Origin of the sequence: Nostoc sp. JL31 (assembly GCF_017114965.1) — a bacterium.
Classification (GTDB): Bacteria; Cyanobacteriota; Cyanobacteriia; order Cyanobacteriales; family Nostocaceae; genus Nostoc; species Nostoc punctiforme_A.
Genome location: NZ_JABXKO010000121.1, coordinates 47751 through 65915, shown reverse-complemented (window position 1 = coordinate 65915; position 18165 = coordinate 47751). Strand labels below are relative to the sequence as shown.

Sequence of the window (18165 nt, the reverse complement as noted above, 5' to 3'; positions counted from 1 at the left end):
TTCTGAGTCTGAATGGTAGGGCTTTCACCTACATCTGACCGAGAGTTCAGCCTTTAGTGACAGTAATCTGCTGTCGGGCTGGGTTAGTTATTTACGGACTGGATACCGCTTTTTACTAATCAACGAATCGCACCCAGACTGTTTTCTAGTTTCTCGCGTACAGCGCGAACCATATCACCTTTTTTGACTGCCATGAATTCCTCTCTCAAATTTCTAACGCCTTTCACCTGCATTTTAAAAGAGTTTCGAGTTAGAAGTAAAAACTCCTAACTTTTAACTCCCCGTAACGTTTGACACTGGGAGCAAAAATGACTAGATCGCCCAGCTAACCTAATCCGTTGAATTGCTGTACCACAAACTCGACAGGGTTCTCCAGCGCGGTTATAAACCCAGGCTACACCACCATAATTGCCGTTAGTACCTTTAACATTTAAGAAATTACTAAATGTCGTCCCACCAGCCTCAATACTGGTTTCTAACACTTGAATTATGGCTGTTCGCAAAAGTTCAATTTGCTTTAGCTGCAAATCTATACACAAGGTTTCAGGTAAAATCCCACTCTTAAATAATGCTTCATCAGCATAGATGTTACCTAATCCCGCCACCACCGATTGATCCAGTAGCGCAGTCTTAATTGGACGGCGGCGGTTTTGGAGTTTGTTTGCTAGAGATTCAACAGTGAATTCTGGTGAAAATGGATCTGCTGCCAGTTTTGCCAAACCAGTCATAATACTTTCTACAGCAACACCAGGCGGAATCCACCATATTTTACCGAAGGTTCGCTGGTCAACAAAGCGTAATTCTTGGTGTTCCCCAAAGAATAATCTAACCCGCGTGTGCTTATGTAATGGTTCATCTCGATGCAGCCATAGGAGTTGACCGGTCATTCGCAGATGAACTCCTAGCCAGCCGGAAGACGAGGAGAGTTCGGCGAGGAGATATTTACCGCGACGATGCCAAGTAGCGATCGCATTTTTTTCAATTCCATTAACAAACTCACCAACAGAAAACGGGTAGGCGATGGTGCGATCGAGCAACACATCTCCACCCGTGATTTCTTGGTTGAGGGTCAATTGATTTAGACCCCTTCGGACTGTTTCAACTTCAGGCAGTTCGGGCATTCAAGCTGAGTTAAGCAGGCAATTGTGATTTATTTGAGAGTTCGAGGAAGAAGAGATGGGGTAGTAACTTACATAGCCGTAGATAGCTCGTATTACTACCCAAAAGAAACCGTAAATACCCGCAGGGCGGCTCTCTTAGATTAGGGTAGGCTAGGACAAAGAATGAATGAACTGAAATTTTCAGACTTCATACTTCAGACTTAAGACTACCCTTCATCATCGCATCAAACAACCCCCTTGTAGCTTTGCTGCTATTTTTTCGGTGCTTTAGCCTTTGGTGCTTCAACCTCGACTAATTCATCCTGGGCAAAGTTGTTGGTATTGATACCAGCGTAATTGACCTTTTCAAAGCGGACAATTACAGGGTATTTGATGCCGCTTTGGTCGATGGAAGCCACAGTTCCTAGATCCTGAAACCAGTAGGATTCAGGGCGGAGAATACGTACTTTAGAACCACGTTGAACCATGATTATTTTCCCTTTTAGTTATCAATCGCCAATCTAGAGGGCTAATTGATTTCACTCTACAACCTCAAGGTCGCAGCAAGAGTCTTTGTTAAGTTATTTGTCTGAATTGGGGAGTGAGGATCGGGGACTAGGAACTGGGGAATGAGAAATGGGGAAATGGGGTGAGCATTGAATATTAGTTATTCTTTATCCCTTATCTCCCCAACCCAAATTTAAAACTGTATTAGACCCTACTTGACAAGGCACACGTTATAGCGTACCTTCGTTCGCAAACAGTTATTTTGTAGAAGCTTATGTTTTAGTTAAGACAAACACACTTCCCTCATTACCTCTGCCGATCCGTAGGTCGTTATCTATATAAGTGATATCTAACCAGCCTTGCTGTTTGTCACTCTTGATGGCAACATCAATTCCGGGAAATTTTCTACCTTCTTCAATTTGTTGGATAAAAGTTACCGGAGAATTGTATTCTATTAAACGTTGTAAGCCGATAATAGAACGCTCAAATTTCACTTGGACACGCCGACCTGAAACTGGCTCAAATTTAGCAGCAACGCTGACTAATCCTTCTAAATAAGGTAAGCCAAAAATCTCAGCTATGTTGTAAACACTGGTAGTCTCTACCCGGATATACTGATAGATTTGACCCAGTTTACATAAAGGTAAACGATCTAAGTTTAAAAGAGCCTTGCTAGTGGTGTATAGTAATCGCCAATTGCCATCTAGCAAATTACTAGCTTCCACCGGACGGGGTGTAGGATTAAAGTCTTCTAAATTCGCGATCGCTGCTAAGATAGCCTGTTTCTGTTCTTCGGTCGCCAGTAGACCGCGATTTGTACCAGCGATCGCATCCATAAGAGCCGCTTTTCCCATCATCGCCTGTAACCTCAAAAATCACTCACTTTCCATCAGCATAAACAAGATATTAATGACATATATGTAGAGCCATAAAAATTACTAAGAATCGCTTGAACTAAGCCTTATGCTTATTAAATAAAAAAATTTCTATCTGAATGCGGATTTATCAACTAAAGGGTTGAAAAGATAACTAAATTAATCCGTGTCAAGTGATAGACTCTAAATGTCAACTTACGTAAACCTTTTCTTGCCCTGACTCGATATGTTGAACTCTCCATTACGTGAAGCAGCTCGTAATCAACGAGCCGATGTCATCCCCCTAAAGCCAGAGTCCTCTTTGTTGGACTGGTTACAAAACAACGGTCGCATTATCGCGCGTGACGTTCACGAACCGGATTTTCAAGCTGACGAAGAAGGAATAGACTCCCTAATGGGTGTAGATGATGGAATTGGCTACGACCTCGATGATGATGATGACGATATAGGAATCGCTGAGGATTAGCCTTTTTAGGCTAGGGACTTGGTAGTATCCCTAGTTATTAGTATTCAATTTTATAAGTGTGGAGTGAAGGGAAACTTCTGTGGACGCTAAATTATCTCCTGAGCAAGGATTAAATATTTCTGGAATCGCTCTAGCCTCTTTATTAGCCGTAGGGCTAGGTACAACAGCATTTTTCTTGGATTCGATGGCCAATCGGCTACCGTGGCAAAGTATGTCGCTAACTCTGCCACTACTGTTGTGTGCGTTGGGTTCAGGTGTGGTGGGCTATTGGGTAATACCTTTACTTCAAGCACTTAAAACTGGACAAATAATTCGTGAAGATGGACCTCAAGCTCATCTCAAAAAGGCAGGCACTCCCACAATGGGCGGTATATTTTTTATACCTGTATCTGTGCTGCTTGCCTGTATATTATCTAACTTTTCTAAAGAGGTGCTTGCAGTTTCGGCTTTGACAATCAGCTATGGATTGATTGGCTGGCTCGACGATTGGCAAATTCTGCGCCGGAAATCAAATAAAGGTATATCTCCCCGCACAAAACTAGCTTTGCAGGTGAGTTTTGCGGCTGTGTTTTGTCTATGGCTGATGTTTAATCAACCTTCTAATATTACAAATATTGCTTTGCCTTGGGTGAGCTTCACACTACCATTAGGATTCTTATTTTGGCCTTTAGCAGGTTTTGTACTAGTTGCAGAAAGTAATGCGACTAATTTAACAGATGGTATTGATGGCTTGGCAGCAGGAACAGTTGCGATCGCACTTTTGGCATTAGGTGCTTTAGTCGCCCCAACAGCACCAGGATTGATGGTTTTCTGTGCTGCTTTAAGTGGCGGGTGCTTAGGTTTCTTAGCTCATAATCGCAACCCAGCCCGCGTTTTTATGGGAGATACTGGTTCCCTTGCGCTGGGAGGAGCTTTAGCTGCTGTAGCACTATTGACAAACACCTTAGTAGTCTTGTTTATTCTCAGTGGTATCTTCTTCGTAGAAACCCTTTCGGTGATGGCACAGGTAAGTTATTACAAAGCCACGAAGGGCCCCGATGGCAAAGGTAAACGTCTCTTCAAAATGGCACCCTTACACCATCATTTGGAACTTACTGGCTGGTCAGAATTGCAAGTGGTTGGAGTGTTTTATATAATCGCTGCTATTTTGGCTACCATCTGTTTAGCGTAGGCGCAGCCCGCCGCAGGCATCGCTCCATTCTGAATGTTTTAAAAACTGCTTGAATATAAAAAACAACTCCCACATCTTCAGGGAGTTGTTTTTTTATAGGATAAATTTATAAGTTTCTGATTTCTATGCCAACTGAAGCACAAAGGAAAGGTATGGAGTCACGTCGCTTCTCTTCGAGACGCCAAGGGCGAACGCTCCGAATTCAAAATTCAAAATTCAAAATTAATGATCCCCATAAATAAATTTAGTTGCTCTGTATCCTTTTCGTTTTCGGTCAATCTAAAATCTAAAATCTAAAATTGTTTGACCGCTTGCGGTGTTCTGAATTCTTTATTCTTCTTCAATTATAGGTATTTACATATTCCCTAACTCGATTCTTCCCTGTTCTCTTTGCCTCAAGCATCGCTTGATTAGCTCGATTCAGAAAATCCTTAACCGTAATTCCTGGTTCTGATACAGCTATTCCAAAAGAAGCGGTGATGCTTTGGAGGATCTGATCGCCGTCTCTCAATTGCATTTGTTCAACATCTAGCCTTAATTGTTCTACTCGCTTCCTGAGCGTTTCCAGTGTCATATTAGGCATCACAATCACAAATTCTTCACCACCCCATCTGCAAGCAATGTCAAAGGAGCGAATAGATTTTAAAAGTAACTTTGCTAACCCCTGGAGAACAATGTTTGCAGTCACATGTCCATAACGCGAGTTGTAAGACTTGAAGTTATCGATATCAAGAAAAATAATACTAAGAGGTTGTCCCGATCGTTCAGCTTCTGCTAGCCTTTGTTCCGTTATGCTTTGCATATAGTTTTGATTGAATAGTTGGGTCATCCCATCCCGCAGGCTATCATGGGTTAGACGTTGTTTTATCGATAAATTATTCAGTGCAATGCCTAATGTTCTAGCAATAATTTCAGTAGTTTGTTGATCTTCTGGACTGATTTCTTCAAGTGCATATATGTGTAAAATTCCAACTACTTCGCCTTGTCCAACCAGTGGAACACACAAATGTGTACCGCTAACTGGCTGTATTAAGTGACCGCACATTAGTCCTGAATTCCGAGGCGAGAAAATGTTTAATTTTCCTCTTCGCAATGCCCAACAATCAGATAGTGAAAATATTTCTTTACTGCTTCTTTCACCTCCCCAAATACTATTAATCTGAACATAATTCTTGGAATTAGAAATTATACAGACACAACCACTCATATTAGGAAATAGCTTAGAACAAGTTAAAGCAACTACTTGATATACTTCATCTTTAGACTCGCAGGAATAAAGCATATCCGTCATATCTGAGAGATATATAAGTTCTCGTTTTTTTGCCTCTAATTCTAGTGTTTTTTCTTCTAGCTGCCGATTTAGTTAGGTCAGTGAGCGATCGCTGTGCTTCTATGGATTCTGTAATATCGATACTAATCCCACCGATGCGGCAAGCGCCCGTTGCATAATCGCTAAACGGAAACTTAAACGATAGCCAGTAGCACGGCTGATCATTATCAGGTATTTTTACCTCTTCAATCAGCTTCAAGGGGCGTAGAGTCTTCAAAACGACTTGATCGTTTTCCATTACCCGTTGTCCCTCTTCTGAATCTGGCAAGAATTCACTATCGGTTTTCCCCAACCATTCTTGTGAATCTACCGAAAATCTAGACTGTATTTCCTGGTTGTAGTAAAGCACTCTAGATTGCTCATCTTTGATATATGCTGCAAATGGTCCCTGATCTAAAAATAGCCTTTGTATCTGCTGGCTGCGTTGCAGTTCGAGGGTATCTTCTTGAGATTTGGCGATCGCTTTTACAATTTGATAAGAGGTTGGCGTTAGGTAGAGTAAGGCAGATAAGGAAATAAACGCCATTACATCAAGTACAGCTAAATGCAGCAGGGACACTGCCATATATGGCTCAAAAATCGCCAAAAAGTGATGAAATCCGCAAAATAGTACAAATCCACCTGATAAGAAAAAGGCTAGCCAAAACTTAGAAGGGATAGTTGCCTTAGTTTTGGCAAAGAAAATCCCTATTACTATGGGGATACCAAAGTATGAAAATGCAGTGATGCTGTGAGCAATTATGCAGTTCCAGTAAATAGGTTCCATTACTGACCCGATATTAATATTTCATCCGTTTGACTATAATTCTAGGTAGCCTTAATATGTAACGATAGAAAGGATGATTTCAGTGCCTCATGCCTTAGTTTTACAAAAATTATCATGGTAACTATGTGAACTGCTGCTCATTTCACCTCTTAGAAACCTGACTTACCAAGTGAGTGAGTTCGGGCAAAATGAGTTTTTCCATTGCCAGTCGCACAGCATTACTAGAACCAGGAAGCGAAAAGATTAATTTATTTTGATAAACACCAGCAACAGCGCGAGAAGCGATCGCCCGCGAACCAATTTCTTGATAACTTAAAAAACGAAATAACTCACCAAATCCCGGCAAGGTTTTCTCCAGTAACTTCTCAATGGCATCGTAGGTGGTATCTCGTGGTGCAATACCTGTACCACCATTGAAAATTACAGCATCCAAATTTGCGCTTTTACCTAGATTTTCTATCTGCCCTTGAATTTCTATTGGTTCATCTTTGATAATCGTGTAAGCTCCTACAGCATGGTTAGCACCAAGGAGTAACTGCTGAATTAGCTGGCCACTTTTGTCTGTTTCCAAAGTGCGCGTATCGCTGACAGTAACTACAGCACAAGTTACTAAAACTCCAGGCGAGTCTGGATGGGGTTGTGGCATTATATGTCACTCATGAACTTTTAATAATGGATAATTGGGCATGGTAAATGGCGCATTGACAGTTACCGATGCCCGATGCCCGATGCCCTATGCCCTATGCCTCATTTTTGCTCAGTCCCAGATCGTTTTCTTCAGCATACCGCTCCATGAAGCGCATAAAGCGCTCCCATTCTTGGGCAGATTTCATTACATAAAGTGCTTCTAATTCTTCCGGTTTCCCGTTAATAAATTTAGCTTTAACTTCACGGGTAATTATCTCGCCTTCTTCGTCAATCAAGTACATTCCGGTAATATCTTCGGTAGTACCTTGATCTAAAATTTTCGGATTCGTAAAAATAAAGGTCGCTGTACCACTATCCCCAGTGCGCGATCGCGTTAAGCGCACATCTGGAGTTACCTCTTCGTCAAGACCTCTAGAAAACTGGATTTTCGCCATGATGAATGAATTTAAACTTTGGTGATGGTTAATTTAATATTCTCTCATCAATTAGAACACCACGGTCTATAGGCTACTGTGATTCAGTTTTTAGTGTATATACTTAAATCGCTTCTTTTTCAAGTAACAAAGTTACGGGGCCATCGTTTTCGATGATAACTTGCATCATTGCACCAAATTTACCTGTTTCCACTTGCAACCCGCTAGCTCTTAACTTGATAACAAAACGATTATACAAATCTTCTGCCGATTGGGGAGCCGCTGAACGGTCAAAAGAAGGACGGCGACCTTTGCGACAGTCACCATAAAGTGTAAACTGACTGACTACTAACAAATCGCCGCCAATTTCTTGTATAGATTTTTGCCAGCGATCGTTTCCTTCTTGGTCAGGAAACAGCCGCAATTCTAAGCATTTACGCACCATCCAGTCGATTTCAGCATCAGTATCGGTATTGGCTATACCTACGAGCAGATTTAGCCCCCGCCCAATTTTGCTGATAATTTCATCATTAACTGTAACTTGAGATGATTTGACTCGCTGGATAACAACGCGCATTTTAATCAGAACATTTATCAACGTTTTGATTTTAGAGCAATATATAAAAACTAAAAACAACCATTTTCCATTGCTCAAAATTGATGGCGGAGCCATTGAGAATGCATTCCCAGGTGGAACCTGGGAACGAGTATTAAACTCTTAACTCCTAACTCCTAACTTTTATTTGCCAAACCCTTTACCGCGAGAGGTTGAAGGTAGACAAATGCATTTTTCGAGTTGACTAATTAAAGCCTCACGATCCAAATTTTGACCAATCAGCACTAGTTGGTTTTTCAATTGACCTTGCCATTCATCATCATCCAAGGTGAAGCGTTTGCCACAAAGGTGGAAAATATGACGCTTCGGACTTTCATCAAACCACATAATCCCCTTGGCTCGAAAGATGTTTGAGGGTAGCTGATTATCTAAGAAATACTGAAACTTCCTAATAGAAAAAGGCTTGTCACTTTGGAAAGAGATGGAAGTAAAACCATCATTTTCTAAATGGTCAGAATGGTGGTGATGATCGTGGTGATCGTGGTCATGATCGTGATGGTCGTGACCGCATGTTGAGTGGTCATGATCATCATGATGATCGTGATGTTCATGATCGTGATGGTCGTGTTCATCCACCACTGTGTCAAAATATTTATCCGACTCAAACAGACCAACACTCAAAATTAAAGGAAGTGGGACTTGCGATCGCGTAGCGCGAATAATTCTTGCTCCTTCCTTGACTTCGTTAATTTTTCTTTCTAACTCGTTCAAAGTGGCTTCATCAACCAAATCAGCCTTGTTCAGCACAATTACATCACCATAAGCAATCTGGCTGTATGCTGCTTCCGAGTTAAATAAATCTAGGCTGTAATTGGCCGCATCTACCACAGTAATAATCGAATCCAAGCGGGTTAAATCCCGCAATTCTGTGCCCAGAAATGTTAAAGCTACTGGTAGCGGATCTGCCAATCCGGTTGTTTCCACTACTAGATAATCTAGATTTTCTTGGCGTTCTAAAACTTTGTAAACTGCATCTACTAAATCATTATTAATAGTGCAGCAGATACAACCATTATTTAGCTCCACCATGTTCTCACCAGTGGAAACAATTAGCTCGTTGTCGATGCCAATTTCACCAAATTCATTCACGAGAACAGCGGTTTTCAAACCCTGTTGGTTGTTGAGGATATGATTGAGTAAAGTCGTCTTGCCACTACCGAGGAAACCCGTAATAATTGTTACTGGCATTCCTTGTTTGGGCGTATCCATTGCCGAAGATTCGGATGTAACTGCTGATTGCATAGCGCTGTTATCAAATAATCAAAAAATAGTAATGTAGCGCAGATAGTCCAGAAAACACTAGCATCGCAAGGCGGAAGTCAAAAGTTAACACTGAGCGAAGTCGAAGTGTCAAAAGTCAAAAACCCTTGATTTCTAAGCTTTCGAGATTTTGTCCAATAGTATGTTGATTTCCGCCGTGACGTACTAGCATAGGGATGCTGGACTGTCATCCCAGCTGCTTTACCCTATTATTACGTATCTTCTTATTTCAGCATTACTCTGTTATGACCCTAACACTTTACAATACCCTCACCCGTCGTCAAGAACCGTTTGAAACAGTCGAACCAGGCAAGGTTAAGATGTATTACTGCGGGGTGACGGTATACGACTACTGCCATTTGGGTCATGCGAGAGCTTGCATTGTTTGGGATGTAATCCGCCGATATCTCCAGTTTATCGGCTATGAAGTCCGATATATCCAAAATTTTACTGATATTGATGACAAGATTCTCAATCGAGCTTGTCTTGAACATTCTTCGATGGAAGCCGTAGCCGATCGCTTTATCAAAGCATATTTTGAGGATATGGCGCGGCTGGGAATCAAAGAAGCTGATGAATATCCCCGCGCTACCCACACGATGAATGGCATTCAGCGGTTAATTCATGAGTTGGAAAATAAAGGTTTTGCTTACCCTGCTGACGGTGATGTGTATTATGCAGTCCGGCAGTTTGCTGAGTATGGCAAGCTATCGGGACGCAGGTTAGAAGATATGCAAGCGGGTAAAAGCGATCGCGTCAACATCGAAGATCCAGAGTATCAGAAAAAGAAAGACCCCTTTGATTTTGCTTTGTGGAAGGCAGCAAAACCGGGAGAACCCGCTTGGGAATCACCTTGGGGCGCAGGTCGTCCGGGGTGGCATATAGAATGCTCGGCAATGGTACGCGATCGCTTGGGTGATACCATCGATATTCATGCTGGTGGTGCTGACTTAATTTTTCCCCACCACGAAAACGAAATTGCCCAATCTGAGGCTGTGACAGGAAAACCCCTAGCGCGTTACTGGTTACATAACGGCATGGTGAAGGTAGATGGTGAAAAAATGTCCAAATCTTTGGGTAATTTTACCACTATTCGAGACTTACTGGATCGAGGAGTTGACCCGATGGCAGTGCGGTTGTTCGTACTGACTGCTCAATATCGCACACCAATTGATTTTACTGATGAAGCGATCGCCGCAGCAACCAATGGCTGGCACACCATTAAAGAAGGGTTATTGTTTGGCTATCAATACGGCAAAAAACTAGGCTGGGGAGTGGGAACTGCTTCACTACCCGCTGAAACTGTTGAACGCTTTCAAGAAACCGTAAATAACGACTTTAATTTTCCTGGTGGGTTAACAGTGCTGTTTGAATTAGCCAAAGAACTGCGCCGTGAGGGAAATATTATTGTGCATGAAGGGAAAACCGAAACTTCCCCTGATGAGTTACAGCGTCAATGGCAAACTCTCGTCACATTAGCTGGAGTTTTGGGTTTAGAAGCCGAGATAGAAGCTGAAACTCAAACAATTAATGGTTTAAGCGATGCGGAAATTGAAGCGAAAATTCAGCAAAGGCAAGAAGCACGTAAAGGCAAGAATTTTGCCGAAAGCGATCGCATTCGTGACGAACTTCAAGCACAAGGTATTACGCTAATTGATAGTCGTGATGGCACGCGCTGGCATCGGAATTAAGGAGAGCGGGGAATGGGAAAGCAGGGGAGCAGGGGAGAAATTGCAGTAATGTTTTTCCCCTTTGCCCCTCTGCCCCTCCGCACCTCTGCCTCTTATGCCCAATGCCCCATTCCCCATTCGCCATTCCTTATTCCCCTAAATTATGTGGTCTGAACTTAGAAAAGCGATCGCTAGTTTCGATATTCCCGCTGATTGGATTGGTATTAGAGCCGTAAAGGAGACTTCTACTACCCGTTTAGTCCGTGATGCCTTACCTCAAGTTAACGGCAAATCCTTCACTGTTGGAGCCATGCTGGAAGTTTTGGTCAATGGTTGTCTGGGTTATGCAGCTACTAACTCTCTAGAACTGTCTTCCCTGCAAACCGCGGCTCAAACAGCCTATAAACAAGCACTAGCAGCCAGTGAATGGTGGATACATCCCTTCGGTGAAAGTGAGCGTCCTAAAGTTGTTGGTGAATATAAATCTCCATTTCTGGAGCCATTGGATGCTCTGAGTCCAGGAGAAATCAACGACTTACTGGTTCGTATTTGCCAAACGCTCAAAGTTGACGACAAAATTGTGCAAACCATAGCTAGTGCCAGCACAATCGAGAGAGAATCTTGGTTTGTTAGCAGCAACGGCTCAGAAGTCTATCAAAAAATACTATCTATAAGCACCAATTACGGAGCCACTGCCCAAGATGGAGCAGTTGTACAGCAGCGCAGCAACAACGGCTCCCAAGCAAACTGTTACCAAGGCGGACTCGAACTATTAAAACAAGAAGATTTATGGCATCGGGTGCGGCAAATAGGCGAACAAGCAATAGAACTATTGACAGCAGAAGAATGCCCAACCACCCGTACCAATTTAGTTTTAGCCCCAGATCAAATGATGCTGCAAATCCATGAAAGTGTCGGGCATCCCCTAGAAATTGACCGAATTTTGGGAGATGAGCGTAACTATGCTGGCGGCAGTTTCGTTAATAAAAGCGATTTTGGCAACCTAGTATATGGTTCGCCGTTGATGAATATTACCTTTGATCCTACTGTGCCTGGTGAATTTGCCAGTTATGGCTTTGATGATACCGGTGCTGTAGCAACAAAGGAATATTTGGTTAAAGAAGGTGTACTGCAAAGGGGTTTAGGCAGTCTAGAGAGTCAAGCCAGAGCAGGTGTAGCAGGAGTTGCCTGTGCCCGTGCTTCCTCATGGAATCGGCCAGCGATCGATCGCATGGGTAACTTGAATTTAGAGCCTTTAAACGGCACTTTTGAAGACATTATTGGCGGGATAAAACACGGTGTTTACATGGAATCTAACCGTTCTTGGTCAATTGACGATCGCCGCTACAAATTCCAATTTGGTTGTGAGTACGCTAAATTAATTGAAAACGGTAAACTTACCAAAACCCTCCGTAATCCCAACTATCGCGCCACAACACCAGAGTTTTGGCATAGTTTAATTAAAGTCGGAGATGCCACAAACTGGCAAATGTATGGTACTCCTTATTGTGGCAAAGGAGAACCAAATCAGGCCATTTGGGTAGGACACGGTTCACCTGTCTGTATATTTGCTAATGTCGAAGTTTTTGGTGGAGGAACTTCAAAAATACAATAGTTAGGAGTTGGTAGTTAGGAGTTTTGAATTAAGTAGGTAGGTATAATTAAACATCAAATAAAATTCTAGCTTGTAGTGAGCGATTCATCGCTCAAAAAGGATTATCAGGACTAAAGTCCTTACTACAAACTTTAATTTGTTTACGCCTAGCTACTTATAAAAATTCTTTTAACTCCTAACTCCTAACTTTCTCCCTCTCTCTATTCCCTATTAATATTTAATATCCATGAAAATTGAGGAATTATCTGCATTAGAAGTCAGTTTTAATCGACTGATTGAAAATTTGCTTATCAAAAAAGCAGAAGATGAACAATTCACTGTGAGACTTAGTAGTGAAATAAGTCAATTTACTCGTTTTAATCATGCGAAAGTGCGGCAAACTGGTTGTGTTGCTGATGGTTGGATAGAACTGACTTTGATGCAAAATCAGCGCAATAGTGTTCGGCAGTTTCCCTTTACTGGGAATTGGGAGGTAGACTGGCAATTAGCATATACTGCTTTGCAAGAACTACGTGACGAACTTATTCTACTACCCGTCGATCCATATCTAGTTTTGCCATCAGGAAATAATATCAGTCGAGAAATACATTCTGGAAATTTATTGGCGGCTGAGGCAGTAGTTTCAACTGTGCTAGAACTAGTTGCTGAATTGGATTTTACAGGAATATATGCAGGAGGAGTAGTAATTAAAGCTTATGGTGATTCTAGCGGTCAAAAGCACTGGTTCGCTACTGATTCTTTTACCTTAGATTATTCTCTATTTTCCCCATCTGGACAAGCAGTTAAAGGGACGTTTGCCGGGAGTGATTGGAATGAATCTAAATATATAGCCAAAATTAGCGAAGCTAAAAAACAACTACAATTGCTTGCTCACCCAACTAAAGAACTGCCACGTGGACAGTACAAAACTTATTTTGCACCTGCTGCTGTTGCAGATTTATTATTGATGCTTTCTTGGGGAGCAATAAGCGAAGCTGATATCCAACAAGGAAACAGTGCTTTAGCTGCTTTATCGCGTCAAGAAAAACAACTTTCTTTAAGATTTAGTTTAAAAGAAAATTTTCAACGGGGATTAGTGCCGCGATTTAATGAATTGGGAGAAATGGCAGCACCGGAGTTACTTGTAATAGATAAAGGATATTTGGTAAATACTCTGGTGAATTCTCGGACTGCTAAGGAATATCAAAAGATTGCCAACGGCGCTAATGGTTCAGAGACTTTACGAGCGCCAGAAGTGAGTCCGGGAAATTTAGTATTTGAGCAGATTCTTCCAAGTTTAGATACAGGATTATATGTATCAAATTTGCATTACTTGAATTGGAGCGATCGCCACACTGGTAGAATCACAGGTATGACCCGCTATGCTTGTTTTTGGGTAGAAAATGGAGAAATTATCGCACCCATTGAAAACCTACGTTTTGATGAAAGTCTGTACCGCTTTTGGGGAGAAAACTTAGTAGATTTGACTAATTTTCAAGAATTCATTCCCGAAGTAGGTACTTATGATAGTCGCCAACTTGGAGGTAGTTTAGTTCCCGGTATGCTAGTGGAAGATTTTACATATACTTTGTAGTCATATAGCAATCCTAATTGAGTTGTGAAAAATATAGATTAGGAAACGAACCGCCAAGGACGCGAAGGACGCAAAGGAAAGAAAGAAGAAAGAGAGATATAATTTTCACGAATGATTTAGGACTGCTATATTGTGTAAAAATACTCTATTTTTGCTAGAGACGCATTAGCGAAGCCCACTCTAAGTTCACGTCTCTACAAAAAATTATAAAATCATCTATCTCTGTAAACTGCATTAATTACAATATCTTTGACGCTCAGGTAAAGAATTAATAGCAATAATAAAAATTGCTCAAATTGAAGAACTGGATCTAAGCGCCAACCTTGATAATACAAGATTGCTCCAGTTAACAACATTATAATTGGCGTAAATATAAGTTGAGTAATGTAAAGGGCTAAAGCCCAACCTCTAAGCCTGGTTCCACGTTGGGATAGCCAAGCTACTGTTAAAATCAAGTAAATAATTGCCCAAAGCAAATAAATAATTCCAATTAAACCAGCTATATTTAATCCAAAATTCACTTGAGCGAAAGTAAGCATTTATTAAAAATCCTGCTTAATTACAAGCTAAAATTTTAAATTTATTACTAGTACAAAACGGCGGAAATAAACCAATCATTCCAAATCAACGAAACCCTTATGCTATATTCATTTTTAATTTTTAATTTTTAATTCCGCCTTGCTGTACTAGGTAGATTCCCTAAAATTACTCCTTCATGAAAATTGTTGGGTTAAGCAATAGCGAAACCCAACCGGCAATTTTTCCTCATCTCTCGTTAGAACCTCTATTTTTTCTTACCTGGAGGTGAATTGCGCTGGGTGAGGTTATCAATCTGCAATTGTTGCCGTCCGTTGGTGATAATTCGCAACATATCTTTGAGATCCTGCTCGATATTTCCCAAAATGCCATCGGCATAAGCATCAGCACCATCTTCAATTTCTTGAGCTTGAGCGATCGCAGTTTGTCGCATCAGCTCTAACTCTTGCTGACAAGCATACCGCTTGCGGTCAATCTCGGCGAGGGTTTCTTGCATTATTCCCTCACACTCTTGTTGCACTTGTCGCCGCAGTTGTTCAGCTTCTTGTTCCGCCTGGTGAATAATATCGCTTTCAGCTAAAATTTGCGCTCTTTTGGCTTGTGCAGCCTCAACAACCTGCTGTCCATACTCTTCCGCTTCCAGCAGAATTTCGTTCTTTTGGTCGAGAACTGCTGCTGCTTCTTGAAAAAGTGATGGTAAAGCCAGTCGGATGTAATCAAGCTGATCTAGCAGCTTTTCTTCATCAATGAGTGTGCGTCCCGTTAGCGGAATTCTGAGACTAGAGAGAACCATTTCCTCTAGGCGGTTGAGTTCCTGCTGAATATCTATGCTTCCCTCTCCACCGAGATACTTTTGAGGGGGGGGATTGCTTCCGTTGAGATTGGGTTCAACATTGGAGATTTCTGATTGTAGCATTGGTATATATCTAGGGCAATGTGTGGGGGAACGAGATGATCGATAGAGCCACCAAACCTTGCAATCTCTTTTACCACACTACTACTTAAAAAACTATACTCATTTGAGGTTGCGAGAAAAACTGTTTCTATTTGGGTAGAAAGAGTTTTATTGGTGTGAGCCATTTGCAGTTCCACTTCAAAATCTGACACAGCTCGTAAACCCCGGATCAAAACTTGTGCTTGTCGCATTTGAGCATAATTGACGGTAAGACCATCAAAGCTGTCTACTTCTACATTAGGTAGATGTTGTGCAGAAAGACGGATCTGATCTAGCCGTTGCTCCACACTAAAAAGTGGCATTTTGTTAGGATTCCGTAGTACAGCGACAATCACCCGCTCAAACAGCCGACTACCGCGCTGGATAAGATCGAGGTGTCCCAAGGTAATGGGGTCGAAGCTACCAGGATAAATAGCAATCACAATTTTAAATATATCAAAGTTGTTTAGGTGATTATATCGAAACGGTTTTGTGTAACTTACTCAAATCTACCATCTTGCGCTCTCGGTAAGGATGCTAAACTCAATTGTTTTAGTGGCACAAGTTATGCTCAACTAGGCGTTAGGAACTAGACTCCTAAATATGAATACTGGATTTTTACCTACGTCCCCACAATGTTGTGGAAGATTCAAGTGTAGTTACAGTATTCAAGACACAATAAACCCCGTACTTAGCAAAGTGCGCGGGTAGCTAACGAACTTTTCTAGGTAATTTTTCATGGCACTGGATTTTCCCACTTTGCCCTTGGCGTTTCAATTTACTTCTCCAGGACCGATTCTGGTGAAAATAGGGCCACTAAGTATTCGTTGGTATGGCTTGTTAATTGCCACAGCAGTGTTAATTGGCGTCATCCTTTCCCAGAATTTGGCAAAGCGCCGTAACGTTAATCCTGAGTTGCTAGGCGATTTGTTCTTTTGGCTGTTGATTGGAGCAATTCCTGGCGCACGACTATATTACGTTTTTTTTGAGTGGTCAAAATATGCCCCAACTCCAGGAAAAATTTTTGCGATCTGGGAAGGAGGTATTGCCATTCATGGAGCGATTCTTGGTGGCGTTGTGGCTGCGTTAATCTTTGCCAAAATCAAGCAGGTTTCTTTCTGGCAATTGGCAGATTTAGTAGCACCTTCGCTGATTTTAGGGCAAGCGATCGGACGTTGGGGCAATTTCTTTAATTCTGAAGCTTTTGGCGATCCTACTAATTTACCCTGGAAACTCTATATTCCAGCAGACCATCGTCCTTTAGACTATGTTAATTTCGATTACTTTCATCCCACCTTCCTCTACGAATCTCTATGGGATTTAATGGTGTTTACGCTACTAATAACGTTGTTTTTGCGGTCTTTATCCGGTAAGCCACGCCTGAAGGTAGGCACACTGTTCCTAATTTACTGGCCAGCCTACAGCTTAGGACGCTTGTGGATTGAAGGCTTTCGCACTGATAGCTTGATGTTGGGGCCATTACGGATGGCACAAGTAGTTAGTAGTCTAGGAATTTTATTAGGATTAGTTGGATTAGCTTGGCTTTACTTACTCAAACGCCCTTTACCCGATGTAGTTCCTACTCTTAAGGGAAATGGGGAGCGGGGGGGACGAGGAGAACAAGGAGAATAACTATGCTCTATGCTCAATTCCCAATGACTAAAAAATAAAAAATGCCCCAGAGTATTCTCTAGGGCTTAACCAGGGTGCATCTACCATTACTCTCTACTAGGGAAAGAGGGTAAATCCGGAAAGATACTGAAGAATTTGCCAAAAAATTTTTTTGAGGGATTGCCGTGTGTTCTTCTAAGAGTGAATATACAGAAAGCCTAAGCTATAAAAAAACACTATATGCTGTAGAACCATCTGTGTATATTGTCGGAGCTGGCCCTGGAGATCCTGATTTATTAACGGTGAAGGCGCAAAAATTACTGGTTGCTGCTGATGTAATTTTATTTGCTGATTCTTTAGTACCCGAACAAATTTTAGAACTTTGCCGAAAAGATGCCGAGATAATTAGAACTGCGAATCAGACTTTAGAAGAAATTTTGGCGATTATGATTGATAGAGTGCGATCGCAACACAAATCTGTAGTCCGTCTCCATTCTGGCGATCCTAGTCTCTACAGCGCCATCCACGAGCAAATGCACCTCCTCGCAGAGGCAGATATTCCTTTTGAAGTCATACCAGGTATCAGCGCCTTTCAAGCCGCTGCTGCCAAACTCAAAATAGAACTAACTGTTCCTGGTTTAGTCCAAACAATTATTTTGACACGCATCAGTGGACGTACAGAAGTCCCCACAACTGAAGAATTAGCCACTCTTGCGGCACATCAGGCTAGCCTCTGCCTATATTTAAGTGCGCGTCACGTCGAAAATGCCCAAGCTAAATTACTCGAACATTACCCACCCGAAACCCTGATTGCGATTTGCTTTCGCATTGGATGGCCTGATGAAAAAATCAGGGTTGTTCCCCTGAATCAAATGGCAGACTGCACTCATCAAGAAAAACTAATTCGCACCACACTGTATATAATCAGTCCAGCACTCTCGACAACAACAGGGCGATCGCGTTTATATCATCCCGAACATAGTCATCTATTTCGCTCATCTCATAACTAAATATTGGGCATTGGGCATTGCTTATTATCCTTATCTCCCCACCTCGCTAATCTTTGTACTCTG

At 41.8% G+C, this 18165-nt stretch carries 19 protein-coding genes and 1 pseudogene; 7 read left to right on the top strand and 13 right to left on the bottom strand.

Features of this window, described 5'->3' with window-relative positions:
• Window positions 1-128 precede the first annotated feature (128 nt).
• From ndhO to HWQ43_RS32550, 4 genes and pseudogenes are all read right to left on the bottom strand, one after another.
• A pseudogene (gene ndhO, locus HWQ43_RS32565) lies at window positions 129-194 on the bottom strand (NAD(P)H-quinone oxidoreductase subunit O); the annotation flags it as partial.
• A 72-nt stretch (window positions 195-266) separates the two neighbouring features.
• Window positions 267-1121: a DNA-formamidopyrimidine glycosylase gene (locus HWQ43_RS32560; RefSeq protein WP_292741315.1), complete on the bottom strand. Its 855-nt coding sequence runs from the start codon at window positions 1119-1121 to the stop codon at window positions 267-269.
• A 251-nt stretch (window positions 1122-1372) separates the two neighbouring features.
• A complete protein-coding gene (locus HWQ43_RS32555) occupies window positions 1373-1588 on the bottom strand; it encodes a photosystem I reaction center subunit IV (protein WP_109011287.1) in 216 nt (71 codons plus the stop codon).
• Window positions 1589-1879: 291 nt separating this feature from the next.
• Entirely contained in the window at window positions 1880-2464 is a 585-nt protein-coding gene (locus HWQ43_RS32550; protein ID WP_292741312.1) for a PAP/fibrillin family protein, read from the bottom strand.
• Between the two features lie 244 nt (window positions 2465-2708).
• On the opposite strand from HWQ43_RS32550, the gene HWQ43_RS32545 reads away from it, so the two are divergent.
• Together HWQ43_RS32545 and mraY are read left to right on the top strand one after the other, a co-directional pair.
• On the top strand, window positions 2709-2948 hold the full coding sequence (locus tag HWQ43_RS32545) for a DUF3134 domain-containing protein (protein ID WP_292741310.1): 240 nt from the start codon (window positions 2709-2711) through the stop codon (window positions 2946-2948).
• Between the two features lie 79 nt (window positions 2949-3027).
• Window positions 3028-4119, top strand: a complete 1092-nt coding sequence (gene mraY, locus HWQ43_RS32540; RefSeq protein WP_292741308.1) for a phospho-N-acetylmuramoyl-pentapeptide-transferase — start codon at window positions 3028-3030, stop codon at window positions 4117-4119.
• 340 nt (window positions 4120-4459) lie between these two features.
• Here the strand turns inward: mraY and HWQ43_RS32535 are convergent, their stop codons facing one another.
• The 6 genes from HWQ43_RS32535 to HWQ43_RS32510 form a co-directional block, all read right to left on the bottom strand.
• Entirely contained in the window at window positions 4460-5326 is an 867-nt protein-coding gene (locus HWQ43_RS32535; RefSeq protein ID WP_366932940.1) for a sensor domain-containing diguanylate cyclase, read from the bottom strand.
• A gap of 52 nt (window positions 5327-5378) precedes the next feature.
• Window positions 5379-6215, bottom strand: a complete 837-nt coding sequence (locus tag HWQ43_RS32530; RefSeq protein ID WP_292741304.1) for a PAS domain-containing protein — start codon at window positions 6213-6215, stop codon at window positions 5379-5381.
• A 142-nt stretch (window positions 6216-6357) separates the two neighbouring features.
• Complete coding sequence (locus HWQ43_RS32525) at window positions 6358-6864, bottom strand: MogA/MoaB family molybdenum cofactor biosynthesis protein (protein ID WP_292741323.1); 507 nt, start codon at window positions 6862-6864, stop codon at window positions 6358-6360.
• Window positions 6865-6955: 91 nt separating this feature from the next.
• Complete coding sequence (gene psb28, locus HWQ43_RS32520) at window positions 6956-7297, bottom strand: photosystem II reaction center protein Psb28 (protein WP_194042354.1); 342 nt, start codon at window positions 7295-7297, stop codon at window positions 6956-6958.
• A 103-nt stretch (window positions 7298-7400) separates the two neighbouring features.
• A complete protein-coding gene (dtd, locus tag HWQ43_RS32515) occupies window positions 7401-7853 on the bottom strand; it encodes a D-aminoacyl-tRNA deacylase (protein WP_292741302.1) in 453 nt (150 codons plus the stop codon).
• Between the two features lie 162 nt (window positions 7854-8015).
• Window positions 8016-9134 carry a GTP-binding protein gene (locus tag HWQ43_RS32510; RefSeq protein WP_292741300.1) on the bottom strand — a complete coding sequence of 373 codons (1119 nt, stop codon included), beginning with the start codon at window positions 9132-9134 and terminating at the stop codon, window positions 8016-8018.
• A 263-nt stretch (window positions 9135-9397) separates the two neighbouring features.
• On the opposite strand from HWQ43_RS32510, the gene cysS reads away from it, so the two are divergent.
• The 3 genes from cysS (at window position 9398) to HWQ43_RS32495 (ending at window position 14010) form a co-directional block, all read left to right on the top strand.
• Window positions 9398-10843, top strand: coding sequence for a cysteine--tRNA ligase (gene cysS / locus HWQ43_RS32505; protein WP_292741298.1), 1446 nt, complete (start codon window positions 9398-9400; stop codon window positions 10841-10843).
• A gap of 142 nt (window positions 10844-10985) precedes the next feature.
• Window positions 10986-12437, top strand: coding sequence for a TldD/PmbA family protein (locus tag HWQ43_RS32500; protein WP_292741296.1), 1452 nt, complete (start codon window positions 10986-10988; stop codon window positions 12435-12437).
• 226 nt (window positions 12438-12663) lie between these two features.
• On the top strand, window positions 12664-14010 hold the full coding sequence (locus tag HWQ43_RS32495; RefSeq protein ID WP_292741294.1) for a TldD/PmbA family protein: 1347 nt from the start codon (window positions 12664-12666) through the stop codon (window positions 14008-14010).
• A 212-nt stretch (window positions 14011-14222) separates the two neighbouring features.
• Here HWQ43_RS32495 and HWQ43_RS32490 read toward each other — a convergent pair whose 3' ends face one another.
• From HWQ43_RS32490 to coaD, 3 genes are all read right to left on the bottom strand, one after another.
• Window positions 14223-14531, bottom strand: coding sequence for a Ycf66 family protein (locus tag HWQ43_RS32490; protein ID WP_292741293.1), 309 nt, complete (start codon window positions 14529-14531; stop codon window positions 14223-14225).
• Window positions 14532-14794: 263 nt separating this feature from the next.
• Window positions 14795-15463, bottom strand: coding sequence for a DivIVA domain-containing protein (locus HWQ43_RS32485; RefSeq protein WP_292741291.1), 669 nt, complete (start codon window positions 15461-15463; stop codon window positions 14795-14797).
• Window positions 15373-15924: a pantetheine-phosphate adenylyltransferase gene (coaD, locus tag HWQ43_RS32480; RefSeq protein WP_292741289.1), complete on the bottom strand. Its 552-nt coding sequence runs from the start codon at window positions 15922-15924 to the stop codon at window positions 15373-15375. Before coaD ends, HWQ43_RS32485 begins: the two co-directional genes overlap by 91 nt.
• A gap of 295 nt (window positions 15925-16219) precedes the next feature.
• On the opposite strand from coaD, the gene lgt reads away from it, so the two are divergent.
• Complete coding sequence (gene lgt / locus HWQ43_RS32475) at window positions 16220-17113, top strand: prolipoprotein diacylglyceryl transferase (RefSeq protein WP_292741287.1); 894 nt, start codon at window positions 16220-16222, stop codon at window positions 17111-17113.
• Between the two features lie 164 nt (window positions 17114-17277).
• Complete coding sequence (cobM, locus tag HWQ43_RS32470) at window positions 17278-18102, top strand: precorrin-4 C(11)-methyltransferase (protein WP_292741285.1); 825 nt, start codon at window positions 17278-17280, stop codon at window positions 18100-18102.
• Window positions 18103-18165: the final 63 nt, after the last annotated feature.